This window comes from Serratia sp. NGAS9 (assembly GCF_009905295.1).
GTDB lineage: Bacteria > Pseudomonadota > Gammaproteobacteria > Enterobacterales > Enterobacteriaceae > Serratia > Serratia bockelmannii.
This window is the reverse complement of sequence record NZ_CP047605.1, coordinates 987,723-1,010,853: the sequence shown is the minus strand read 5'-3', so window position 1 is coordinate 1,010,853 and position 23,131 is coordinate 987,723. Positions and strand designations below refer to the sequence as shown.

The window sequence follows — 23,131 nt, the reverse complement described above, 5'->3', positions numbered from 1 at the left end:
GACATGTCTGAGATCGCCCCATCGGCCGCTTTTGCCGATCAAATGCAGATTTTCCGCCAGCGTGCCGATCGCGCGCTGTTGGACTTCATCGCCCCGCTGCCGTTCAACGACGGCAACATGGTGGCGGCGATGCGTCACGGCGCCTTGCTGGGCGGCAAGCGCCTGCGGCCATTCCTGGTCTACACCACCGGCCAGATGTTCGGCGTGTCGCTGAGCAACCTGGATGCGCCGGCGGCAGCGGTAGAATGCATTCATGCCTACTCGCTGATCCACGACGATCTGCCGGCGATGGACGACGACGATCTGCGCCGCGGCCAGCCGACCTGCCACATTAAATTCGGCGAAGCCAACGCGATCCTGGCCGGCGATGCGCTGCAAACGCTGGCGTTTTCGATCCTGGCCGATGCCGAAATGCCTGACGTGGCGTTGCGCGATCGGCTGGCGATGGTCTCCGAACTGGCGACCGCCAGCGGCGTAGCCGGCATGTGCGGCGGCCAATCACTGGATCTGGAAGCCGAAGGCAAGCGCGTCGATCTGCAGGCGCTAGAGCAGATCCACCGCCACAAAACCGGCGCGCTGATCCGCGCGGCGGTGCGCTTGGGCGCGCTGAGCGCCGGCGAAGCCGGGCGAGCGGCGCTGCCGCAGCTGGATCGTTACGCCGCCGCGGTCGGCCTGGCGTTCCAGGTTCAGGATGACATTTTGGACGTTGTCGGCGAGACTGAGAAAATCGGCAAGCGCCAGGGAGCGGACCAACAACACGGAAAGAGTACCTACCCGGCGTTACTCGGGCTTGACAGCGCGAAAGCAAAAGCGTGGGATCTCTATCAGGAAGCATTAGCTGCATTGGACACTTTGGCAGCGCAATCTTATAACACAGCGCCATTGCGAGCGTTAGCCAGCTTCATTATTGAACGCGACAATTAACGTGTGACGTTAACTCCTCTGATATGAGTATCGAATGAGTCTTGATATAGCCAAATACCCAACCCTGGCGCTAGCGGAAAACCCCGAGGAACTCCGCTCGCTGCCCAAAGAGAGCTTGCCGAAGCTGTGCGATGAGCTGCGGCAATACCTGCTGAACAGCGTCAGTCGTTCCAGCGGCCACTTTGCCTCCGGGCTGGGTACCGTCGAACTGACGGTGGCGTTGCATTTCGTCTACAACACGCCGTTCGATCATCTGGTGTGGGACGTCGGCCACCAGGCCTACCCGCACAAAATTCTGACCGGCCGTCGCGACCGCATCGCCACCATTCGGCAAAAGAACGGCTTGCACCCCTTCCCGTGGCGCGCCGAAAGCGAATACGACGTGCTGTCGGTCGGCCACTCATCGACCTCGATCAGCGCCGGCCTCGGCATGGCGGTGGCGGCAGAGCGTGAAGGCAAAGGCCGCCGCACGGTGTGCGTGATCGGCGACGGCGCCATCACCGCCGGCATGGCGTTCGAAGCGATGAACCACGCCGGCGACATCAATCCGGACATGCTGGTGGTGCTGAACGACAATGAGATGTCGATCTCGGAAAACGTCGGCGCGCTGAACAATCACCTGGCGCAGCTGCTGTCCGGCAAGCTTTACTCCACCCTGCGCGAAGGCGGCAAGAAAGTGCTGGCCGGCGTGCCGCCGATCAAGGAGCTGGTGAAACGCACCGAAGAGCACCTGAAAGGCATGGTGGTGCCGGGTACGCTGTTCGAAGAGCTGGGCTTCAACTACATCGGCCCGGTAGACGGGCACGACGTACAGGGCCTGGTCGCCACGTTGAAAAACATGCGCGATCTGAAAGGCCCACAGCTGTTGCACATCATGACCAAGAAAGGCCGTGGTTACGCGCCGGCGGAGAAGGATCCGATCAGCTTCCACGCGGTGCCGAAGTTCGATCCCGCCAGCGGCACGCTGCCGAAAAGCGCCGGAGGTCTGCCGACCTATTCGAAAATCTTCGGCGACTGGCTGTGTGAAACCGCCGCCAAAGACAGCTCGCTGATGGCGATCACGCCGGCGATGCGCGAAGGCTCCGGCATGGTGCAGTTCTCTCGCGACTACCCGCAGCAATATTTCGACGTGGCGATCGCCGAGCAGCACGCGGTCACTTTCGCCGCCGGGCTGGCGATCGGCGGCTACAAGCCGGTGGTGGCGATCTATTCCACCTTCCTGCAACGCGCCTACGATCAGCTGATCCATGATGTGGCGATCCAAAACCTGCCGGTGATGTTCGCCATCGATCGCGGCGGCATCGTCGGCGCCGACGGCCAGACCCATCAGGGGGCGTTCGATCTGTCGTTCATGCGCTGCATCCCGACCATGGTGATCATGACGCCAAGCGACGAGAACGAATGCCGGCAGATGCTGTATACCGGCTATCACTATAACGATGGCCCGAGCGCCGTGCGCTATCCGCGCGGCACCGGCACCGGCGCTGCGCTGGAGCCGCTCAGCCTGCTGCCGATCGGCAAAGGCGTGGTGCGCCGTCAGGGGGAAAAGATCGCCATTCTCAACTTCGGCACCCTGCTGCCGGAGGCCGCGCAAGCGGCGGAAGCGCTCAACGCCACGCTGGTCGACATGCGCTTCGTCAAACCGCTGGACGAGCAGTTGGTGCTCGAACTGGCCGCCAGCCATGAAACGCTGGTCACGCTGGAAGAGAACGCGATCATGGGCGGCGCCGGTAGCGGCGTTAACGAACTGCTGATGGCCAAACGCCGCCCGGTGCCGGTGCTGAACCTCGGCCTGCCGGACAGCTTCGTCTCGCAGGGCAGCCAGGAAGAGCTGCGCGCCGATCTGGGGCTGGACGCCGCCGGCATTCAGCGCCAAATCGAAACCTGGCTGGCGCAGTAATCAGCCCCCGCGCCTGAAAAAACGCCTCCGCTCTCGGGGGCGTTTTCGTTTCCGCCCTTCGGGATCCGCGCTACAGTTACTGTCTGAGCTGTGAATGGGAGGCAAGCATGAAGTACCTGAAACTGGGCAACACCGATCTGAACGTCTCGCGCATCTGCCTGGGTTGCATGACCTACGGCGAACCGAACCGCGGCAATCACGCCTGGACGCTGCCTGAAGAGAGTAGCCGTCCGCTGCTGAAACAGGCGCTGGAAGCCGGCATCAACTTTTTCGACACCGCCAACAGCTATTCCGACGGCAGCAGCGAGGAGATCCTCGGCCGGGCACTGCGCGACTATGCGCGCCGCGAGGAGGTGGTGATCGCCACCAAGGTGTATTTCCCGCTGAGCAACCTGGAGCGCGGTTTGTCGCGCGCCAAGATCATGCAATCCATCGACGACAGCCTGCGGCGTCTGGGCACCGACTATGTCGATTTGCTGCAAATCCATCGCTGGGATTACGAAACGCCGCTGGAAGAGACGCTGGAAGCGCTGCACGACGTGGTGAAAGCCGGTAAGGCGCGATACATCGGCGCCTCCTCGATGTACGCCTGGCAGTTCGCCAAGGCGCTGTATACCGCCGATCTGCACGGCTGGACGCGCTTCGTCAGCATGCAGGATCAATACAACCTGATCCAGCGCGAAGAAGAGCGCGAGATGCACCCGCTGTGCGCCGCCGAAGGCATCGCCGTGCTGCCGTGGAGCCCGCTGGCGCGCGGCCGCCTGACCCGCCCCTGGGGCGAAACCACCGCGCGGCTGGTTTCCGACCAGTTCGGCAAGAGCCTGTACGAGGAAACCGAAGGCATTGACGCCATTATCGCCGAGCGCGTCGCCAGCCTCGCCGACGAACGCGGCGTGTCACGCGCGCAGATCGCGCTGGCCTGGCTGCTGAACAAGCCGGCGGTCAGCGCACCGATCGTCGGCGCTTCGCGCAGCGAACAGCTGGACGACGCCATCGCCGCAGTCGATTTGAGTTTGTCGCCGCAAGAGGTGGCGGAACTGGAGACGGCTTACGTGCCGCACCGGGTGACAGGGTTTGAATAAAGAGAAGCGGGCGCGAAGAAGCGCGCCCGTCTGTCAGAACAGCCCGATCGGCCAGTGGTGCCCAATCAGGTAGATGATGCCGGCGGACAGCACGCCGGCGATGATATCGTCGACCATAATACCCATGCCGCCATGCACGTTGCGGTCGAACCAGCGGATCGGCCACGGTTTCCACATATCCAGAATACGGAAGATGACGAAACCGGCGGCGACCCAGCGCCAATCGTTGACCGGCAACGCCATCAGCGTGATCCACATGCCGACGAACTCGTCCCAGACGATGCTGCCGTGATCGTGCACCTTCATGTCTTTTGCCGTGCGATGGCAAATATAGACACCGATGCAAATGCTGAACATCACCGCCAGCGAGTAAAGCTGCCACGGCAGTTGGATCAGCAGCAGCCAGAACGGGATCGCCGCCAGCGATCCCATGGTGCCCGGCATCACCGGCGACAAACCGCTGCCAAAACCGGTGGCCAGCAGGTGCCACGGATTGCTCATCCGCAGCCGGCGCTTGGCTTCATCCATCGGTGCCCGGCTCCGCGTTGAAATGATCGAAGCCGGCCCAGTCCAGCTCTACCGCCTCATCGTCGCGATAATAGCGAATACCTTCAGACAGCGGGCCAATTTGGCCGATACAGGTGTAGTCGGCTCCGAGGTGGCTCAGCGCCACTTCCAGCGCACCGCGGTTGATCTCCGGCACGGTGAAGCACAGCTCATAATCTTCGCCGCCCGCCAGCGCCCAGCGCAGCGCCTGCTCGGCATCGGCGTGGCTGCTCAGCGCCTGCGACATCGGCAGCTCCTCCAGTACGATGCGTGCGCCACAGTCGCTGGCCTTCAGGATATGCTTCAGATCGGAAATCAGGCCATCGGAGATGTCGATCGCCGAGCTGGCCAGATCGCGCAGCGCCTGCCCCTGCAACACCCGCGGCTGCGGCCGCAGATGACGCGCGACCAGATAATCGCGCGCCGCCGCATCCGTCACCGCCAGGCGATCCTGCAGGATCGCCAGACCGGCGGCGCTGTCGCCCAGCGTGCCGGTCACATAGATCCAGTCGCCGATGCGCGCGCCGCTGCGGGTCAGCGCCCGGCCGGCCGGGATCAGCCCCTGAATGGTCAACGTCATGCTCAGCGGGCCGCGCGTGGTATCACCGCCAATCAGCTGCATGCCGTAATAGTTGAGCTGATCGAACAGGCTGTCGCTGAAGGCCTTCAGCCACGGCTCGTTCACCTCCGGCAGGGTCAGGGCCAGCGAGAGCCACGCAGGATCGGCGCCCATCGCCGCCAGATCGCTCAGATTGACCGCCAGCGCCTTGTAACCGAGATCGGCCGGATCGATGTCCGGCAGGAAGTGAATGCCCGCCACCAGTGTATCGGTACTGACGGCCACCAGCTGTTTTTCCGGCACTGCCAGCAGTGCGCAGTCATCTCCAATGCCCAACTGTACATCCCGGCGCACGCGCTTAAACCGGTCAAAATAGCGGGCAATGAGGTCAAATTCGCCGCATGCCATATCGATATTCCACTAGAAGAAATTAAGGCCGGGAATGCCGGCCTTAATGTTTTACTTTTTCTTGCGAAGGGTTGGCGCCACTTTATCCAGCACCCCGTTCACAAACTTGTGGCTGTCTTCCGCGCCGAAGGTTTTCGCCAGCTCGATCGCTTCGTTAATCGCCACCTTATAAGGGACATCCTCGCGCATTTTCAGTTCAAACAGCGCGACGCGCAGCACCGCGCGCTCCACCTGGCCCAGCTCTTCGAGCTGACGCGACAGGTAAGGCGCCATCAGTTCGTCCAGCATACCTGCATTCACTGCCGCGCCGGACAGCAACTCGCGAAAATAGGCGACGTCAACATCTTTGACATCCTGCTCCGTCAGGAACTGGTGTTCAACATCGGCAAGGTCGTTTTTAGACAACTGCCAAGAGTAAAGCGCTTGAACAGCGCACTCACGAGCGCGGCGACGAGCAGCAGGTTTCACGGAATTCCCCTTAACTAAATTCAGGCTTTAATAGCTTTGATAACATTAATCATTTCAAGTGCGGTCAGCGCGGCTTCAGCGCCCTTGTTGCCCGCTTTGGTGCCGGCGCGTTCGATCGCCTGTTCGATGCTTTCGGTGGTCAGCACGCCAAAGGCAACCGGGATTTCGGCATTCATCGCAACGTTGCCGATGCCGGAGCTGGCTTCGCCCGCTACATATTCGAAGTGCGCGGTGCCCCCACGGATAACGGTGCCCAGCGCGATAACCGCGTCGTATTTGCCGGTTTTAGCCAATACGCTCGCCGTCAGCGGCAGCTCGTAAGCGCCCGGGACCCAGACAACGGTGATGTTGTCGTCAGCAACCTGACCAATGCGTTTCAGCGCGTCGATAGCACCTTCCAGCAGGCTGTCGTTGATGAAATTGTTAAAACGTGCAATTGCGATCGCCACACGGGCATTTGGAGTAGCAACAACACCTTCGATAACTTTCATGGGCTTTCCTTAAAAATGGGTTCAATACCCCGCAGGGGGGCGGATTCTATCATATTCTTTCATCGCCTGCGCGGCGCTTTTGTAAAACCGGCGCGCGGGCGCGAGATTCAGTGTTTCGCCCGCAGGCGCAAACGCAGATCGGGGCCAACCTGACGCACGTCACTAAAGACGAATTCCGGCGCGTCGGCCAGCCGTTCCAGGCCCGGCAGATGACACAGGCCACGGCCATTATCGCCCAACAGTTTCGGCGCGATGTACAAAATGAGCTCATCCACCAGGCCAGCCTGCAGCAGCGCGCCGGCCAGCGTTGCGCCCGCCTCTACCCAGATTGAATTCACCTGGCGCTTGGCCAACAGCATCATCATCACCACCAGATCGATGCCGCCGCCGTGCGCCGGGCAGATAAACTGTTCGACCTCTTGCGGCCAGGCCTGTTCATCCGCCTGCAGGCGCGCCAGCCAGGTAGCGCCCGGCTGCTGCACCACGCGGTGCTGCGGGGTAATGCGATTTTGGCTGTCGAGCAGGATGCGCAGCGGCTGGCGCAGATTTTCGCGCGGATAGAGGCGCTGCGTCTCGGCGTCCAGCTCATCCCAACGCACCGTCAGCGACGGATCGTCCGCCAGCACGGTGGCGCTGGTGCTGAGAATGGCGGCGCTCTGCGCGCGCAGGCGCTGCACGTCCTGACGCGCTTCGGGTGAGGTGATCCACTGGCTTTCGCCGGAGGCCATCGCCGTGCGGCCGTCCAGCGACGCGCCCAGCTTCAGCTGCACATAGGGGAAACCGGTGCGCATGCGTTTGAGGAAGCCCAGGTTGACCGCTTCGGCCTCGGCCAGCATCAGGCCATGACGGACTTCGACGCCGGCTTGCTGCAGCTTGTACAAGCCGCGCCCCGCCACCTGCGGATTGGGATCTTGCATCGCCGCGACCACCCGCGTCACGCCGGCGGCCACCAGCGCATCGGCGCAGGGCGGCGTGCGGCCGTGGTGACTGCACGGTTCGAGCGTGACATAGGCAGTGGCGCCGCGCGCCTTGTCGCCCGCCATGCGCAGCGCGTGCACTTCCGCATGCGGCTCGCCGGCGCGCAGATGATAGCCTTCACCGACAATTTCGCCGTCGCGCACGATAACGCAGCCGACGTTCGGATTGGGCGCGGTGGTGAAACGCCCCAGCCGCGCCAGTTCGAAGGCGCGCGCCATGTAAAATTCGTCGTGATGCATGAAAGATCCTTTAGTCTTGCAGGCGGGCAATCTCTTCACCGAACTCGCGCACGTCTTCGAAGCTGCGGTACACCGACGCGAAGCGAATGTAGGCCACCTTATCCAGCTTTTTCAGCGCATCCATCACCAGATTGCCGACTAACTTGGTCGGCACTTCGCGTTCGCCGGTGGCGCGCAGTTGGGATTTGATATGATTAAGGGCGTTTTCCACATCGTCCGAGCTGACCGGGCGCTTTTCCAGCGCTTTCAGCATGCCGCGACGCAGTTTGTCTTCGTTGAACGGCTCGCGCACCTCATCGCTTTTAATCACTCGCGGCATCACCAGCTCGGCCACCTCGAAGGTGGTGAAGCGTTCATTGCATACCAGACACTGGCGGCGGCGGCGCACTTGCGAACCGTCCCCCACCAGGCGGGAATCGATGACTTTGGTATCAACGGCGGCGCAGAAAGGGCAATGCATAACACGTCCTGATAAACGTTTTTTATAGATAAATGCAGTTTAACCCGAAGTGCAGCCACAACAAAGGGCGGCGGCCATTTGTTGCGACAGGCGGCGGGAAGGTGGCAGCGATATGACTTTCACCACTATGCGGACTAAGCTTGATAGCAGGAGACTCAGCATAGGAAATCGCCGTCATGACAACCTGTTACCCTAAAATCGCCCTGCTCGCCGCCGCCATTTTGCTGGCGGGCTGCGCGCACAACACCGCCGTGCCTCAACTGCGCCATCAGGTCGCCGCGCTGAACCAGAAAGTGAGCGTACTAACCGACCAAACCACCGCACTGGAGCGGCAGAATTTGCTCAATCAGCACTCCGACAATGGCGTCTACCTGCTGCCGGCGGCTCGAAGCGCTGCCCGTTTGCAGAGCGGCATCGGCGAACTGAGCGTTTCGCTGAGCCACATCAAGAGCGAAGCCAACGGCACGCAGGCGCAGCTGCATGTGCGCATCCTCTCACAGGCTACGCTGCCGCCGTTCAACGCGGTGGTGGAATGGGGTCAACTGGATGAGGCCACCGGCCGGCCGCTGACCGCCGAAGCACTGTCGCAACCGATCGCCAGCGCCGACTCGCTGCTGCCGAAACCCGGTCAGGACTTCGAGCTACGCTTCAGCGGCCTGACGCCGGAACAGCTCGGCTATATCCGTCTGCACAGTCTGGTGGCCACCGCCCAACCGGCGGTGGTGCAGCAACGCTGAAACCCAAAGCAAAAAAAGGAGCGCCATTGGCGCTCCTTCTCATTTTTCGCTGAATACTGCGGCGGTTAAGGCAGAATCGAAGGCTGATCCGCGCCCTCTTTTTCCACTTTTTGCTGCAGCATGTGCTCGCGTTTCATCCCCAGCTTCAACGCCAGCGCGGACGCGACATAGATGGAGGAAACGGTACCGATCGACACGCCGATCAGCATCGCCAGCGAGAAGCCTTGCAGCATCGCGCCACCGAAGATGTACAGCATCAGCACCACCATCAGGGTAGTACCGGAAGTCATCAGCGTACGGCTCAGCGTCTGGGTCAACGACACGTTCATGATCTCGTAAGGCGTACCGCGGCGGATCTTGCGGAAGTTCTCACGAATACGGTCGGAGACCACGATGCTGTCGTTCAGCGAGTAACCGATAACCGACATCAGGGAAGCGACGATGGTCAGGTCAATCTCGATGTGGAACAGCGACAGCACGCCCAGCGTGATGATCACGTCGTGCGCCAGCGCGATAACCGCCCCCAGCGCCAGGCGCCATTCGAAGCGGAAACCGACGTAGATCAGGATACAGATCAACGCCACCAGCAGCGCCATGCCGCCGGTTTGCGCCAGCTCGCTGCCCACGCTCGGGCCGACGAACTCGATGCGCTTCACGGTGGCGTTTTTATCCACCGAGTCGTTGATCACGCCGATCACCTTGTTGCCCAGTTCCTGGCCTGCGGTGCCGGTCGCCGGTGGCATGCGCACCATCACGTCGCGGCTGCTGCCGAAGTTCTGGATGATCGGATCCTGGAACCCGGCCTTCTCCAGCGTGTCGCGCATCAGGTCAAGGTTAGCCGGCTTCTCCAGGTTGATTTCAATCACCGTACCGCCGGTGAAATCCAGACCCCAGTTAAACCCGCGCACCGACATGGTGACGATCGACGCGACCAACAGCAGCAACGAGATGCCGAAGGCCAAATAGTCCCAGCGCATAAAGTCGTAGACTTTACGGCCGTAGTTGAGTTGCTCAACAGTATAATCCTGTGCCACAACGCACTCCTCAGATAGACAGCTTGTTAATGCGTTTGCCGCCGTAAAGCAGGTTGACGATGGCACGGGTACCGACAATCGCGGTGAACATGGACGTCGCCACACCGATCGCGGTGGTGATCGCAAAGCCTTTGATCGAACCGGTGCCCACTGCGTACAGGATGACCGCGGTGATCAGCGTGGTGATGTTGGCGTCGACGATACTGGAGAACGCGCCTTTATAGCCCTCATGGATTGCCTGCTGAACGGACCGGCCATTCTTCAGCTCTTCCTTGATACGTTCGTTAATCAGTACGTTGGCGTCGACCGCCACCGCCAGCGTCAACACGATCCCGGCAATGCCCGGCATGGTCAGCGTCGCCCCCGGCAACAGGGACATCACGCCGACGATCAGCACCAGGTTGGCGACCAGCGCCGTGGTGGCGATCACGCCGAACTTACGGTACCAGACCACCATGAAGACGATGGACGCCACCAGGCCCCACAGACAGGCTTCCAGACCTTGGGTAATGTTCTGCTGACCCAGGGTTGGACCGATGGTGCGCTCTTCAACGATCTGAATCGGCGCGATCAGCGCACCCGCACGCAACAGCAGCGAAAGCTGACGCGCTTCGTTCGGGTTGCCGATACCGGTGATGCGGAAGCTGTTGCCCAGACGCGACTGAATGTTCGCCACGTTGATCACTTCTTCCTGTTTCACCAGCACCGCACGGCCGTTGGCGTCTTTCTTACCGCTGTCCTTATACTCCACGAACAGGGTCGCCATCGGCTTGCCGATGTTGTCCTTGGTGAAGTTGGACATCGACGTGCCGCCGGCGCTATCCAGCGAGATGTTAACCTGCGGCTGGTTGTATTCGTCGGTGCTCGAGGTGGAGTCGGTGATGTGGTCACCGGTCAGGATCACGCGCTTGTACAGCACGATCGGCTGGCCGTCGCGGGTATATTTCACCTCGGAATCGCCCGGCACGCGGCCATTGGCCGCCGCGGTGGCGTCCGCATTGGTGTTCACCAGACGGAATTCGAGGGTCGCGGTGGCGCCCAGAATTTCTTTGGCGCGCGCGGTGTCCTGAATGCCCGGCAGCTCGACCACGATGCGGTCAGCGCCCTGGCGCTGCACCAGCGGTTCGGCGACGCCGAGCTGGTTGACGCGGTTACGCAGGATAGTGATGTTCTGCTGGACGGCGTATTCACGCGCTTCGCTCAGACGGGCGTCCGTCAGGTTCGCTTTCATGGTGTTGGCGCCGTTGGCGGACAGCACCAGATCGCGCTGACGCGGGCCGATGTAGCTGATGGCCTGGTCGCGAGCCGCATCGTCACGGAAGCGAACTTCCACGCCGTTGTTGTCCAGCTTGCGGATAGACGCGTAAGGAATGCCCTTCTCGCGCAGCTCGCTGCGCAGGGTATCCATGGTCTGTTCCTGCAGCTTGCTCAACGCGGTGTCCATGTCCACTTCCATCAGGAAGTGCACGCCGCCGCGCAGGTCCAGGCCGAGTTTCATCGGTTCTGCGCCCAGCATGGCCAGCCAGGTCGGCGTGGCCGGCGCCAGGTTCAGCGCCACGACGAATTTGTCACCCAGCTCGGTCACCAGCGCTTCGCGGGCGCGCAGCTGAACGTCAGGATCTTTAAAGCGAGCCAGGATAGCGCCATTTTCCAGCGCAATCGACTTGCTCGCGATGTTGTCTTTTTCTAATACGGTACGGACCTGGTCCAGCGTAGTTTCACTGGCGGCGACACCGCGCGCGCCAGTGATTTGTACGGCCGGATCCTCACCGTAGATGTTGGGAAGCGCATAAAGCAGACCGACGAGGATCACGACGATCAACATCAGATACTTCCACAAAGGATAACGGTTTAGCACGGCAATTCCCTTCGGGAAAAAAGATTACAGGGCCTTCATGGTACCTTTCGGCAGAACGGCCGCCACGAAGTCACGCTTGATCATCACTTCCGTGGTGTCGTTCAGCGCGATGGCGATGATGCCGGTGTCGGCCACTTTGGTCACACGACCGATCAGGCCGCCGGTGGTCAGCACTTCGTCGCCTTTACCGATGGAGTCCATCAGCTTCTTGTGATCTTTCGCGCGTTTCTGCTGTGGGCGCAGGATCATGAAGTAGAAGATCAGGCCGAACACCACCAGCATAATGATCAGAGAGTACGGGCTTCCCTGAGCCGGAGCCCCTGCGGATGCGACGGCGTCAGAAATGAAAAAGCTCATTGAAATTCCCTCATTAAGTTATCAATTATTAGATCAAGCGTTTAAAGGCGGAATCGGCTTGCCGATCCGACCATAGAAATCCGCAACAAACTGCTCTAATTTACCCTCTTCGATAGCCTGGCGTAAACCCGCCATCAGGCGCTGGTAGTGACGCAGGTTATGAATTGTGTTCAGTCGAGCACCCAATATTTCGTTGCAACGGTCGAGATGGTGCAAGTAGGCGCGGCTGTAATGGCGACACGTGTAGCAATCACAGTCCTTATCCAGCGGAGAAGTATCATCCTTGTGCTTGGCATTACGGATTTTTACCACACCGTCAGTCACGAACAAATGGCCGTTGCGGGCGTTGCGGGTCGGCATGACGCAGTCGAACATGTCGATGCCGCGGCGCACGCCTTCCACCAAATCTTCCGGCTTGCCGACGCCCATCAAATAGCGTGGCTTATCTTCCGGAATTTGCGGGCAAACGTGTTCAAGAATGCGATGCATATCCTCTTTCGGCTCGCCTACAGCCAAGCCGCCCACAGCGTACCCGTCAAAGCCGATATCCACCAGCCCTTTGACGGAAACATCACGTAAATCTTCGTAAACGCCGCCCTGAATGATGCCGAACAGCGCATTTTTATTTTCCAGCTCGTCGAAACGCTGGCGGCTGCGCTGCGCCCAACGCAGCGACATTTCCATCGAACGCTTGGCGTAGTCCCAGTCGGCCGGGTACGGCGTGCATTCGTCGAAGATCATCACGATGTCGGAACCCAGGTCATACTGGATTTCCATCGATTTTTCCGGGCTCAGGAACACCTTGTCGCCGTTGATCGGGTTGCGGAAGTACACGCCTTCCTCTTTGATCTTGCGCATCGCCCCCAGGCTGAACACCTGAAAACCGCCGGAGTCGGTGAGGATCGGGCCCGGCCACTGCATGAAATCATGCAGATCGCCGTGCAGCTTCATGATCTCCTGGCCAGGGCGCAGCCACAGGTGGAAGGTGTTGCCCAGCAGGATCTGCGCGCCGGTTTCTTTCACTTCTTCCGGCGTCATGCCCTTGACCGTGCCGTAGGTGCCGACCGGCATAAAGGCCGGGGTTTCCACCACGCCGCGGTCGAAAATCAGGCGGCCGCGGCGTGCGCGGCCATCGGTAGTTTGTAGTTCGTACTTCACAAAGCCTCCAGCATCAGAGAAACAGTCTGATGTCGTTGAAACGGGGCCGCGCCGTGGGCGCAGCCCGGGAAATTAACCGCCGACGGACTCGTTTTCCGCCTGCGGATTACGGCTGATGAACATCGCATCGCCATAGCTGAAAAAGCGGTACTGCTCGGCCACCGCCTGCTGATAGGCGTTCATGGTATTTTTGTAGCCGGCGAAGGCCGACACCAGCATGATCAAGGTCGATTCCGGCAGGTGGAAATTGGTCACCAGCGCGTCGATCACCTGGTAGTGATAGCCCGGATAGATAAAGATGCTGGTGTCGCCGAAGAACGGCGCAATCAGCGCCTCTTTGCTGGCCGCCGCGGCGCTTTCCAGCGAACGCACCGAGGTGGTGCCCACCGCCACGACGCGCTTGCCGCGCGCTTTGCAGGCCAGCACCGCATCCACCACCTCCTGCGGCACTTCAGCGTATTCGGCGTGCATCACGTGATCTTCGATGGTTTCCACGCGCACCGGCTGGAAGGTGCCGGCGCCGACGTGCAGCGTCACGAACGCCATTTCCACGCCTTTGGCGCGCAGCGCCGCCAGCAGCGGTTCGTCGAAGTGCAGGCCGGCGGTCGGCGCGGCGACCGCGCCCGGTTTCTCGCTGTAGACCGTCTGATACAGCTCACGGTCGGCGTCTTCATCCGGGCGAGCGATATAAGGCGGCAGCGGCATGTGGCCGGCCGCGTTGAGAATGGTGAATACATCGCGTTCGTCGTTGAAGCGCAGCTCGAACAGCGTCTCGTGGCGCGCCACCATGGTGGCGGCGATGCTCTCATCATCCCCCAACAGCAGCTCGGCCCCCGGCTTGGGCGCTTTCGACGCGCGCACGTGCGCCAGCACGCGATGGTCGTCCAGCACGCGCTCCACCAGCACTTCTATCTTGCCACCGCTGACCTTGCGGCCGAACATGCGCGCCGGGATCACGCGGGTATTGTTGAACACCAGCAGGTCGCCGGCTTCCAGCTTATCCAGCAGATCGGTGAATACGCCGTGCGTCAGCGCCCCGCTCGGCCCGTCCAGCTGCAGCAGGCGGCATGCGCTGCGCTCGGCCTGGGGATAGTGGGCAATCAGGGATTCGGGAAGTTCAAACGAAAAATCAGCGACGCGCATGGGTATTCACTTCTTCAATTTATGGCTGGTTGGTAAAAAACAGGCGGCCTAGTCTAAAGCCGGGGGCGGTCAGCGGCAAGAAATAAGGAGGATTTGCCTGACTTCGGGTATAGTTGAGGGATGAATTTTCTCGCTCATCTTCACCTGGCCATGCTGGCGGACAGCTCGCTGCTGGGCAACCTGCTGGCCGATTTCGTGCGTGGCAACCCCGCCGCCGACTACCAGCCCGACGTGGTGGCCGGCATCATGATGCACCGTCGCGTCGACGTGCTGACCGACAGCCTGCCGCAGGTCAAAGCCTGCCGCGACTATTTCAGCGCCCCCTACCGCCGCGTGGCGCCGATCACCCTCGACGTGGTGTGGGACCATTTTTTGGCGCGCCACTGGCAGCAGTTGGAGCCCTCACGCGACCTGCACCAGTTTACCCAGGAAGCCCGCAGCCAGATCGAACCTTACCTGCCGCTCACGCCGCCACGCTTTCAGAACCTGAACGGCTATCTGTGGCCGGAACGCTGGCTGGAACGCTACGCCGAATTGCCGTTCATCGCCCGGGTGCTGCAGGGCATGGCCAGCCGCCGTCCGCGCCTCGATGCCCTGGCAGGCTCGTTCGCCGACGTCGAGCGACATTATCATCAGCTTGAAACACAATTCTGGCAGTTTTATCCGCAAATGATGCAGCAGGCGAAGGAAAAAACGCTCTGAGGTCAAGCTCAAGCGTTTGAAATTGCAGCGCCTTGCAAGAATTTACGCTTTGCCGCTTGCCCTTTTGTGGGAAAAGGTTATTTTTAAAGCCTGTCAAATTTAATTAATGAATTTAATAGGTAAAAGCTATCTCATCGATTGGTCTTTTGCCCTTTATTCGCCAAGTCGTGGCCCCTATACTGGCCCTTGTTTTTACATCCACCCTTTAACACCTATTACAGGAGTAATTATGGTCCTGGTAACTCGTCAAGCCCCTGACTTCACTGCAGCTGCCGTACTGGGTAGCGGCGAAATCGTTGAAAACTTCAACCTGAAGAAGCACCTGAACGGCAAACCAGCCGTGCTGTTCTTCTGGCCAATGGACTTCACCTTCGTATGCCCTTCCGAGCTGATCGCTTTCGATCACCGCTATGAAGAGTTCCAGAAGCGTGGCGTTGAAGTGGTTGGCGTTTCCTTCGACTCAGAATTCGTCCACAACGCATGGCGTAAAACCCCTGTCGACAAAGGCGGCATCGGTGAAGTGAAATACGCAATGGTTGCTGACGTTAAGCGTGAAATCCAGAAAGCTTACGGCATCGAACACCCGGAAGCTGGCGTTGCGCTGCGCGGCTCCTTCCTGATCGACAAAGACGGCATCGTACGTGCTCAGGTTGTTAACGACCTGCCAATCGGCCGTAACATCGACGAAATGATCCGTACCGTTGACGCGCTGCAATTCCACGAAGAGCACGGTGAAGTGTGCCCGGCTCAGTGGGAAAAAGGCAAAGCAGGTATGGGCGCTTCTCCAGACGGCGTGGCAAAATACCTGTCTGAAAACGCTGCCAAGCTGTAATTTCAGCCTGATAGTGAATCAACCGGCCCACGCGGCCGGTTTTTTTATGCCCCTTTTTGGGGCAGACCGCCCGCCTTCAGTGCTTTATTTCCCTGTTTCCGCTCACATTTTCCACCCTGCTCGCCGCGTGTGCGCCCATCTGCGGCTACTATCAATAACGCTGGCTCGCGCTTTGCAAGTGAACAACAGCCAAGCAAACACAACACAATAAAAAACTGACAGGGTAGGAATAACTATGTTTTTACAGAAATGGAGCAAACCCCTGACCATGGCGGCGCTGCTGGTCAGCGGCAGCCTGCATGCGGCATCCAACCCAGCGGTGGAAGCCAAAAACGGCATGGTGGTCACCTCGCAGCATCTGGCTTCGCAGGTCGGGGTGGATATCCTGAAGATGGGCGGCAACGCCATCGACGCCGCCGTGGCGGTCGGCTACGCGCAGGCGGTGGTGAACCCCTGCTGCGGCAACATCGGCGGCGGCGGCTTTATGACCGTCCACCTGGCGGACGGCACCGACACCTTCATCAACTTCCGCGAAACCGCGCCGGCGGCGGCCAGCGCCAACATGTATCTGGACGCCGACGGCAAGGTGAAGAAAGACGCCAGCCTGTACGGCTATCTGGCGGCGGGCGTGCCGGGCACCGTGCTGGGAATGGAAACCGCGCGTGAGAAGTACGGCAAACTGAGCCGCGAACAGGTGCTGGCGCCGGCGATCAGGCTGGCGCGCGAAGGCTTTGTGCTGACCCGCGCCGATACCGATATTCTCGACACCACCGTCGCACGCTTCAAACAGGATCCCGAGTCGGCCAAAATCTTCCTGCGCCCGGACGGCAGCCCGCTGCAGCCGGGGGACAAACTGGTGCAAACCGATCTGGCCAATACGCTGGAAGCCATCGCCAAAGGGGGAACCGACGCCTTCTACAAAGGCAAGATCCCACAGGCGGTGGAGGCGGCGGCCAAACAGGGCGGCGGCATTTTGACCGCCGCCGACTTCGCCGACTACAAGGTCACCGAAACGCCGCCGATCACCTGCAGCTATCGCGGCTACAAGTTCGTGTCGGCGCCGCCTCCCAGCTCCGGTGGCGTCACGCTGTGCGAAATCCTCAACGTGGTGGAAGGCTATGACCTGAAAAGCATGGGCTTCAACTCGGCGGCGGCCATTCACACCATGACCGAAGCGATGCGCCATGCCTACATGGACCGCAACACCTACCTCGGCGACCCGGAATTCATCAAGAACCCGATCGACCGGCTGGTGAGCAAGAGCTACGCCGAGCAGATCCGCAAGAAAATCGTCGCGGACAAGGCCACGCCGTCGGAAAATGTGCAGCCCGGCATGGAACCGCATGAGAAGCCGGAAACCACCCACTATTCGATCGTCGACCACGACGGCAACGCGGTCTCCACCACCTATACCGTCAACGGCCGCTTCGGCGCCGTGGTGATCGCACCGGGCACCGGCTTCTTCCTCAACGACGAGATGGACGACTTCACGGTGAAAGTGGGCGAGAAAAACCTGTACGGGCTGGTGCAAGGCACCGCCAACAGCATTGCCCCCGGTAAGCGCCCACTATCGTCGATGAGCCCGACGCTGGTGACCAAGGACAACAAGATCTTTATGGTGCTGGGCTCGCCGGGCGGCTCACGCATCATCACCATTACCCTGCAGACCGCGTTGAACGTGATCGACCACGGTATGGCGCCGCAGGAAGCGGTGGACGCACCGCGCATCCATCACCAATGGTTGCCGGATGAGGTGTACTACGAACAGCGCGGCGTTTCCGCCGATACGCTGAAGCTGCTGAGCGGCATGGGCTATAAGATGGTCGAGCAAACGCCATGGGGCGCCGCCGAACTGATTCTGGTCGGTTTGCCGGGCGCGGCGGGCGTCAGCCCGGCCAACTCCGGCAACGATTCGGCGGTTTCCGGCAAAGTGCGCGAAGGTTACCTGTACGGCGCCAACGACGTGCGTCGCCCGGCAGGCTCCGCGGTCGGTTACTGATGTAAACGCCTACTCACCTTGATCGCGGGGGCCTTACGGCCCCCGCAGTTCCCTTAGCCTTCATACCGCCACACGGTGGCCGACTCTTCCGCCAGCTGCAGGCGCAGCCCGCCGGCCGTTTCGCTCAACTCTCCCCGCCCTTCCACACGCCGCCACGGGCCGCGGGCCAACAGCGGGTTGTGCGGCAGCTGCGCCTGGCCGCTGCCGTCGCGCTGCAGCGCCACCAACACCTGCTCCTGCTGATACAGACGCACGAACACCAGCGTTTCTCCGCTGGCGTACAGCACCTGACAGCCGCCGCGACGCAGCGCCAGGCTCTGTTTACGCAGCGCCGCCATGCGCTGGAACAGCGCCAGCAGCGGCCGATCCCAGTCACCGACGTCCCACGGGAACGGCTTGCGGCAGAACGGATCGTTGCCGCCGTCCAGGCCAATCTCATCGCCGTAATAGAGACAAGGCACGCCGATCCAGCTCAGCAACCACACCGCCGCCATCTGCATGCGCGCCGCGTTCCCCTGCAACAGCGTGAGGAAACGCGCGGTATCGTGGCTGTCCAGCTGATTGAACTGGATCAGCTGGCGGCCGTGCGGCAGCCCCGCGCGGTAGCCGTCCATCCACTGCGCGCACCCGGCGGCGTCCAGCCGCACCGGGTGATAGGCCACGTCCAGCCCCGCCAAGAATGCCCGCACTGGCAGCGCAAAGCCCATGTAGTTCATCGCCGCATCCTCCACGCCGGCGTGCAGCCAGCGGCGCGCGTCGCCGAAGTGTTCGCCCAATACGTAGGCCTGCGGATTCTCCTGCTTCACCGCCTGATAGATGCCAGCCAGGTGGTGCAGGTTGCCGGTGGCACCGCCGTTCTCCCCCAGCATGTGCACCACGTCCAGCCGCCAACCATCGATGCTGTACGGCGGGCGCAGCCAGTGGCGCACCACGCTGCCTTCCCCGCGATAGATCGCTTCCGCCACCTGCGGCTCGGCGAAGTTGAGCTTCGGCAGGCTGGCGTTGCCCTTCCAGTCGAGCGCGCGGCCGTCCGGGTAAAAGTTGAACCAGCCGCGATACGGCGAATCGGGATGGTGACAGGCGCCGTTTTCGCCCTGACGATGGCGGTCGAACCATGGATGCGAGTCACCGGTGTGGTTGAAGACCCCGTCCAGCACCAGTTTCATGCCCACCTTGTGAGTGCTCACTCGCAAACGCTGCAGCGCCGCGTTGCCGCCGAAGTGCGGATCGACCTGGTAATAGTCCTCGGTATCGTACTTATGTACGCTCGGCGCGGTAAAAATCGGGTTCAGATACAGCGCCGTCACGCCCAGCTGCTGCAAATACGGCAGTTTGGCGCAGATGCCGTCCAGATCGCCGCCGTAAAAGGTCGAGGCGGCGTGACGATCCTCCAGCGGATGCTGCCAGTCGCGCCGAATCACCTCGGCACCGGCCGCGTGATGGCGGTAGCTGCCGCTTTGGATGCCGTGCTCGCCGCCGCTGCTGGCGAAACGATCGGGGAAAATCTGGTAGAACAGCTGATCCGCCACCCACTCGGGGCCATGGTCGGGCTCGTCGACGGCGAACTGCGCCAGCTGGCCCGGCGGCGTTGGCGACCAGCCCTGCGGGCCGAACCACTGCTGGCGATCGGCCCACAGCAGCTTGAAGCAGTAACGCCGCGTCGGCTCGCCCTCATTCAGCGTAAGGCTGGCCTGGTAGCGCCGCATCCCCTCGTAGCGCTGCGCTTTCATCACCAGCAGCCACTCTTCGTTGTCCGGTTCGGCGCGCAAAAACACCCGTTCCGGCAGTTCATCCCCCTGTAACCACAGCGTGATATCCAAACGTTGCCCTTGCTTCACCACAAAAGGCGGGACCGGTTGATGCCAGGCGTTAAGCATACTGTTTCTCCTGCTGTACCAAACGAAATCGACGGCGTTCTTCAAGAAGCGAACAATGCCACGTTAAGTGCAACTCCCCCTCCTCTCTGGCCGCAAAACCCAGGGATGAGCCGGGGGGCGGAGACCGAAAAATAACGCTAACTCGATGTAAAAAAAGGTAAACAGGCACAAATCCTTCACGTTACCCCTTAGGCTAACGCGTTTTGAGCTTACAGGATATTTTTTGCGCATTTTTTAAGGAGCGGTAATGCAACAACAGATAACGCGCTGGCTGGAACAGTTTGGTTTGGAATTCGGCGGAGTGATGTCGCTGTTGATGGTATTGGGGTTGATTGTCCTGATCTCGGTGGTGATCCACCTGGTGCTGCACCGGGTGGTGTTGGCCGCCCTTCAGCGCCGCGGCCAGCAATCGCAGCGCGTCTGGCAACAGGCCATAACCCAATACAAACTGTTCCAGCGCGTGGCGCTGCTGCTGCAAGGGGTGATCATCAGCATCCAGGCGACGCTGTGGTTGCAGAGCGGCAGCCAAACCCAGGCGGTGATCGTCACCGCCGCGCAGGTGTGGATCCTCGCCTTCACCCTGCTGTCGCTGTTCTCGCTGCTGGATACGCTGCTGGCGCTGCTGCGCCAAAGTCCGATCGCCAATCAGCTGCCGCTGCGCGGCATTTTCCAGGGCCTGAAACTGGTGGCGGCGATCCTGATCGGCATCATGATCGTTTCGTTGCTGATGGGCAAATCGCCGCTGCTGCTGCTCAGCGGCCTGGGTGCCATGACCGCGGTCTTGATGTTGGTGTTCAAGGATCCGATCCTCGGGCTGGTGGCCGGCATTCAGCTCTCCGCCAACGATATGCTGAAGATCGGCGACTGGCTGGAAATGCCGAAATACGGCGCCGACGGCGCGGTCACCGACATCGGCCTGACCACGGTCAAAGTGCGTAACTGGGACAACACCGTCACCACTATTCCTACCTACGCGCTGATCTCCGACTCGTTCAAGAACTGGCGGTCGATGTCGGAATCCGGCGGGCGCCGCATCAAGCGCAGCCTGAATATCGACACCGGCAGCGTGCACTTCCTGTCGGAAGAGGAACAGCGCCGCCTGCAGCGCAACCCGCTGCTGCACAGCTACCTGAACGTCAAGACCCAGGAGCTGAGCCAGCATAACCAGGAGATCGCCGTCGATCTGGCCTCGCCGCTCAACGGCCGCCGCCTGACCAACCTCGGCACGCTGCGCGCCTATCTGGAAGCCTACCTGCGCGCTCACCCGCGCATTCACCAGAATATGACGCTGATGGTGCGCCAGCTGGCGCCGACGCCGGAGGGCCTGCCGCTGGAAATCTACGCCTTTACCAACACCACGGTCTGGGCGGAGTACGAAAGCATTCAGGCGGATATTTTCGACCATCTCCTGGCGGTGATCGACGAGTTCGGCCTGCGCGTGCATCAAACGCCAACCGGCAACGACCTGCGCGGCATGCTGCGACAAAGCGCGAACGCTTCCTGACGTCGGCTGACGTAACTGTGTCTGCTGGTAATTATTCTCTTTCAATTGCCAGCAGATATCTCCATCCCCTTCTTTTCCCCGGCGAAAACGGCGTTAATGCGCCATCACCTTCACTACCGAGAGGGAAAGCCCTTGCTGAAACGGTTACGTCACCGACTGTTTACCCTGCTGGCCACCCTGCTGTTTATCGGCTGCCTGCACAGCGCGTCGCTGGATGAAAGCCGCATGCCCCGCAATCTGCAACCTTCGCTGAGTGCGCTCAGCAGCAACCTGCAAGATATTCGCGAAGTGCTGGCGCGCTGCGCCGGCGAGGAGGAGGAAGAACGCCTTAACGGCGGCGACATGCGTATCGAAGCGCGCGCCGCCGGGGAGGATGAAGTGGAAGACAAACGCTAAAAAAACACCGGCCTCAGCCGGTGTTTTTCCATTTAGTCTTGCTGCGTCGCCAACGGCGCGCGTTTTTTCTGATGGTTGACCTTGAACCAGTACCCCGCCAACAGCAACACCACCCAAACCAGGCCGGCGTACAGCGAGACGCGCGTGGTCGGGAAGTAGCCGATCAGGCCGATGATGAACACCAGGAACACGATCGCCACCACCGAGGTGAATACCCCACCGCGCAGTGGGAACGCCAGCTGTTTCACCTGCTCTTTGCTCAGGCTGCGGCGGAAGGCAATTTGCGAGAACAGGATCATGATCCACACCCACACGGTGGCGAAGGTCGCCAGGGAGGCGATCACCAGGAACACGCTCTCCGGCATGATGTAGTTGAGGTATACCGCCAGCAGCAGCGCCAACATCATCACCACTACCGTCACCCAAGGAATGCCGCGCTTCGACACCTTGCTGAACATCTTCGGCGCGTGGCCCTGTTCGGCCATGCCGTGCAGCATGCGGCCGACGCCGAACACGTCGCTGTTAATCGCCGACAGCGACGCGGTAATCACCACGAAGTTGAGGATGCCTGCCGCCACGGTGATGCCCATATGCTGGAAAGTCAGCACGAACGGGCTGCCGTTGGTACCCACCTGGTTCCACGGGTAGATAGACATAATGACGAACAGCGTGCCGACGTAGAACACCAGAATGCGCCACGGCACCGAGTTGATGGCTTTGGGTATCGATTTTTTCGGATCTTTGGCTTCGCCGGCGGTAATACCGATGATTTCAATGCCGCCGTAAGCGAACATCACCAGCTGCAGCGACAGGATCATGCCGATAAAGCCGTTGCTGAAGAAGCCGCCGTTCGACCACAGGTTATGAATACCGGTCGGTTGCCCGCCGTTGCCGATACCCCAGATGATGATGCCGATACCGGCCGCGATCATGATGATGATGGTGGCGACCTTGAAGAACGAGAACCAGAATTCCAGTTCGCCGAATACCTTGACGCTCATCAGGTTGATGGCGCCAATGATCAGCACCACGCTCAGCACCCAGATCCAGTGCGGCACTTCCGGGAACCAGACCCCCATATAGATGCCGAAGGCGGTCACGTCGGCGATGGCGACAATCAGGATTTCAAAGCAGTAAGTCCAGCCGGTGATGTAACCCGCCATCGGGCCGAGGTAGTCCTGCGCGTAGCGGGAAAATGAGCTGGCCTGCGGGTTGTTGACCGACATCTCCCCCAATGCGCGCATGATGATGAAGGCCACGATGCCGCCGATCAGGTAAGCCAGCAGCACGCTCGGGCCGGCCATTTTGATGGCGTCCGCCGAGCCGTAGAACAACCCGGTGCCGATGGCTGACCCCAACGCCATAAAGCGGATATGACGCGTGCTGAGGCCGCGTTTCAGCTTATTGTCGGGGACAGTGGTGGGTGACTGTTGTTGCATGAAAATGACCCATAGTTTTAAACGTAAAAAAGCCACGGAC

At 60.8% G+C, this 23,131-nt stretch carries 22 protein-coding genes; 9 read left to right on the top strand and 13 right to left on the bottom strand.

The window, feature by feature from the left end:
• The first annotated feature begins 3 nt into the window (after positions 1-3).
• The 3 genes from ispA to GUC32_RS04740 all read left to right on the top strand — a co-directional run bounded on the left by ispA (position 4) and on the right by GUC32_RS04740 (position 3,906).
• Positions 4-924 carry a (2E,6E)-farnesyl diphosphate synthase gene (ispA, locus tag GUC32_RS04750; protein WP_043135638.1) on the top strand — a complete coding sequence of 307 codons (921 nt, stop codon included), beginning with the start codon at positions 4-6 and terminating at the stop codon, positions 922-924.
• Between the two features lie 34 nt (positions 925-958).
• Positions 959-2,824, top strand: a complete 1,866-nt coding sequence (gene dxs, locus GUC32_RS04745; protein WP_025301753.1) for a 1-deoxy-D-xylulose-5-phosphate synthase — start codon at positions 959-961, stop codon at positions 2,822-2,824.
• Positions 2,825-2,931: 107 nt separating this feature from the next.
• Entirely contained in the window at positions 2,932-3,906 is a 975-nt protein-coding gene (locus GUC32_RS04740; protein ID WP_049206201.1) for an aldo/keto reductase, read from the top strand.
• A 33-nt stretch (positions 3,907-3,939) separates the two neighbouring features.
• Here the strand turns inward: GUC32_RS04740 and pgpA are convergent, their stop codons facing one another.
• The 6 genes from pgpA to nrdR form a co-directional block, all read right to left on the bottom strand.
• The gene (gene pgpA / locus GUC32_RS04735; RefSeq protein ID WP_004940382.1) at positions 3,940-4,434 is read right to left on the bottom strand and encodes a phosphatidylglycerophosphatase A; all 495 of its coding nucleotides are present in this window, start codon (positions 4,432-4,434) and stop codon (positions 3,940-3,942) included.
• A complete protein-coding gene (gene thiL / locus GUC32_RS04730) occupies positions 4,427-5,419 on the bottom strand; it encodes a thiamine-phosphate kinase (RefSeq protein ID WP_369435586.1) in 993 nt (330 codons plus the stop codon). The genes pgpA and thiL overlap by 8 nt, the downstream gene beginning before the upstream one ends.
• Positions 5,420-5,470: 51 nt before the next feature.
• Positions 5,471-5,887, bottom strand: coding sequence for a transcription antitermination factor NusB (gene nusB / locus GUC32_RS04725; RefSeq protein ID WP_004940384.1), 417 nt, complete (start codon positions 5,885-5,887; stop codon positions 5,471-5,473).
• Between the two features lie 20 nt (positions 5,888-5,907).
• On the bottom strand, positions 5,908-6,378 hold the full coding sequence (ribE, locus tag GUC32_RS04720; protein ID WP_004940385.1) for a 6,7-dimethyl-8-ribityllumazine synthase: 471 nt from the start codon (positions 6,376-6,378) through the stop codon (positions 5,908-5,910).
• 107 nt (positions 6,379-6,485) lie between these two features.
• Positions 6,486-7,595, bottom strand: coding sequence for a bifunctional diaminohydroxyphosphoribosylaminopyrimidine deaminase/5-amino-6-(5-phosphoribosylamino)uracil reductase RibD (gene ribD, locus GUC32_RS04715; protein ID WP_025301750.1), 1,110 nt, complete (start codon positions 7,593-7,595; stop codon positions 6,486-6,488).
• Between the two features lie 10 nt (positions 7,596-7,605).
• On the bottom strand, positions 7,606-8,055 hold the full coding sequence (nrdR, locus tag GUC32_RS04710) for a transcriptional regulator NrdR (RefSeq protein WP_004940387.1): 450 nt from the start codon (positions 8,053-8,055) through the stop codon (positions 7,606-7,608).
• Between the two features lie 176 nt (positions 8,056-8,231).
• On the opposite strand from nrdR, the gene GUC32_RS04705 reads away from it, so the two are divergent.
• Entirely contained in the window at positions 8,232-8,792 is a 561-nt protein-coding gene (locus GUC32_RS04705; RefSeq protein WP_049209300.1) for a DUF3251 domain-containing protein, read from the top strand.
• 65 nt (positions 8,793-8,857) lie between these two features.
• On the opposite strand, the gene secF is transcribed toward GUC32_RS04705, so the two are convergent.
• From secF to queA, 5 genes are all read right to left on the bottom strand, one after another.
• Positions 8,858-9,826: a protein translocase subunit SecF gene (gene secF, locus GUC32_RS04700; protein ID WP_004940389.1), complete on the bottom strand. Its 969-nt coding sequence runs from the start codon at positions 9,824-9,826 to the stop codon at positions 8,858-8,860.
• A 10-nt stretch (positions 9,827-9,836) separates the two neighbouring features.
• Positions 9,837-11,684: a protein translocase subunit SecD gene (gene secD, locus GUC32_RS04695; RefSeq protein ID WP_004940390.1), complete on the bottom strand. Its 1,848-nt coding sequence runs from the start codon at positions 11,682-11,684 to the stop codon at positions 9,837-9,839.
• 24 nt (positions 11,685-11,708) lie between these two features.
• Positions 11,709-12,041 carry a preprotein translocase subunit YajC gene (yajC, locus tag GUC32_RS04690; protein WP_004940391.1) on the bottom strand — a complete coding sequence of 111 codons (333 nt, stop codon included), beginning with the start codon at positions 12,039-12,041 and terminating at the stop codon, positions 11,709-11,711.
• A gap of 33 nt (positions 12,042-12,074) precedes the next feature.
• Complete coding sequence (gene tgt / locus GUC32_RS04685; protein ID WP_016928877.1) at positions 12,075-13,199, bottom strand: tRNA guanosine(34) transglycosylase Tgt; 1,125 nt, start codon at positions 13,197-13,199, stop codon at positions 12,075-12,077.
• 72 nt (positions 13,200-13,271) lie between these two features.
• A complete protein-coding gene (queA, locus tag GUC32_RS04680) occupies positions 13,272-14,342 on the bottom strand; it encodes a tRNA preQ1(34) S-adenosylmethionine ribosyltransferase-isomerase QueA (RefSeq protein WP_004940394.1) in 1,071 nt (356 codons plus the stop codon).
• Between the two features lie 120 nt (positions 14,343-14,462).
• Between queA and GUC32_RS04675 the strand changes: the two genes are divergently transcribed.
• From GUC32_RS04675 to ggt, 3 genes are all read left to right on the top strand, one after another.
• A complete protein-coding gene (locus GUC32_RS04675) occupies positions 14,463-15,044 on the top strand; it encodes an ACP phosphodiesterase (protein ID WP_025301748.1) in 582 nt (193 codons plus the stop codon).
• A 229-nt stretch (positions 15,045-15,273) separates the two neighbouring features.
• Positions 15,274-15,876 (top strand): peroxiredoxin C, encoded by a 603-nt coding sequence (locus GUC32_RS04670; protein ID WP_004940403.1) that lies wholly within the window; start codon positions 15,274-15,276, stop codon positions 15,874-15,876.
• A gap of 235 nt (positions 15,877-16,111) precedes the next feature.
• Positions 16,112-17,875 carry a gamma-glutamyltransferase gene (gene ggt / locus GUC32_RS04665; protein WP_369435585.1) on the top strand — a complete coding sequence of 588 codons (1,764 nt, stop codon included), beginning with the start codon at positions 16,112-16,114 and terminating at the stop codon, positions 17,873-17,875.
• Positions 17,876-17,928: 53 nt separating this feature from the next.
• On the opposite strand, the gene malZ is transcribed toward ggt, so the two are convergent.
• A complete protein-coding gene (malZ, locus tag GUC32_RS04660) occupies positions 17,929-19,752 on the bottom strand; it encodes a maltodextrin glucosidase (protein WP_043135626.1) in 1,824 nt (607 codons plus the stop codon).
• A 247-nt stretch (positions 19,753-19,999) separates the two neighbouring features.
• Here malZ and GUC32_RS04655 point away from each other — a divergent pair, with 247 nt between their 5' ends.
• Positions 20,000-21,256 (top strand): mechanosensitive ion channel family protein, encoded by a 1,257-nt coding sequence (locus tag GUC32_RS04655; RefSeq protein WP_049295136.1) that lies wholly within the window; start codon positions 20,000-20,002, stop codon positions 21,254-21,256.
• A 132-nt stretch (positions 21,257-21,388) separates the two neighbouring features.
• Positions 21,389-21,652 carry a hypothetical protein gene (locus GUC32_RS04650; protein WP_369435584.1) on the top strand — a complete coding sequence of 88 codons (264 nt, stop codon included), beginning with the start codon at positions 21,389-21,391 and terminating at the stop codon, positions 21,650-21,652.
• A 32-nt stretch (positions 21,653-21,684) separates the two neighbouring features.
• Here GUC32_RS04650 and proY read toward each other — a convergent pair whose 3' ends face one another.
• Positions 21,685-23,091, bottom strand: coding sequence for a proline-specific permease ProY (gene proY / locus GUC32_RS04645; protein ID WP_025301743.1), 1,407 nt, complete (start codon positions 23,089-23,091; stop codon positions 21,685-21,687).
• Positions 23,092-23,131: the final 40 nt, after the last annotated feature.

Bases quoted from the DNA above. Each gene is read 5' to 3' on its own strand.
- ribD (WP_025301750.1), bottom strand. From the start codon at position 7,595: ATGCATCACGACGAATTTTACATGGCGCGCGCCTTCGAACTGGCGCGG.
- GUC32_RS04705 (WP_049209300.1), top strand. From the start codon at position 8,232: ATGACAACCTGTTACCCTAAAATCGCCCTGCTCGCCGCCGCCATTTTG.
- GUC32_RS04670 (WP_004940403.1), top strand. From the start codon at position 15,274: ATGGTCCTGGTAACTCGTCAAGCCCCTGACTTCACTGCAGCTGCCGTA.
- GUC32_RS04675 (WP_025301748.1), top strand. From the start codon at position 14,463: ATGAATTTTCTCGCTCATCTTCACCTGGCCATGCTGGCGGACAGCTCG.
- proY (WP_025301743.1), bottom strand. From the start codon at position 23,091: ATGCAACAACAGTCACCCACCACTGTCCCCGACAATAAGCTGAAACGC.
- GUC32_RS04655 (WP_049295136.1), top strand. From the start codon at position 20,000: ATGCAACAACAGATAACGCGCTGGCTGGAACAGTTTGGTTTGGAATTC.
- thiL (WP_369435586.1), bottom strand. From the start codon at position 5,419: ATGGCATGCGGCGAATTTGACCTCATTGCCCGCTATTTTGACCGGTTT.
- ispA (WP_043135638.1), top strand. From the start codon at position 4: ATGTCTGAGATCGCCCCATCGGCCGCTTTTGCCGATCAAATGCAGATT.
- yajC (WP_004940391.1), bottom strand. From the start codon at position 12,041: ATGAGCTTTTTCATTTCTGACGCCGTCGCATCCGCAGGGGCTCCGGCT.
- malZ (WP_043135626.1), bottom strand. From the start codon at position 19,752: ATGCTTAACGCCTGGCATCAACCGGTCCCGCCTTTTGTGGTGAAGCAA.
- nrdR (WP_004940387.1), bottom strand. From the start codon at position 8,055: ATGCATTGCCCTTTCTGCGCCGCCGTTGATACCAAAGTCATCGATTCC.
- ggt (WP_369435585.1), top strand. From the start codon at position 16,112: ATGTTTTTACAGAAATGGAGCAAACCCCTGACCATGGCGGCGCTGCTG.
- GUC32_RS04740 (WP_049206201.1), top strand. From the start codon at position 2,932: ATGAAGTACCTGAAACTGGGCAACACCGATCTGAACGTCTCGCGCATC.
- ribE (WP_004940385.1), bottom strand. From the start codon at position 6,378: ATGAAAGTTATCGAAGGTGTTGTTGCTACTCCAAATGCCCGTGTGGCG.
- queA (WP_004940394.1), bottom strand. From the start codon at position 14,342: ATGCGCGTCGCTGATTTTTCGTTTGAACTTCCCGAATCCCTGATTGCC.
- dxs (WP_025301753.1), top strand. From the start codon at position 959: ATGAGTCTTGATATAGCCAAATACCCAACCCTGGCGCTAGCGGAAAAC.
- pgpA (WP_004940382.1), bottom strand. From the start codon at position 4,434: ATGGATGAAGCCAAGCGCCGGCTGCGGATGAGCAATCCGTGGCACCTG.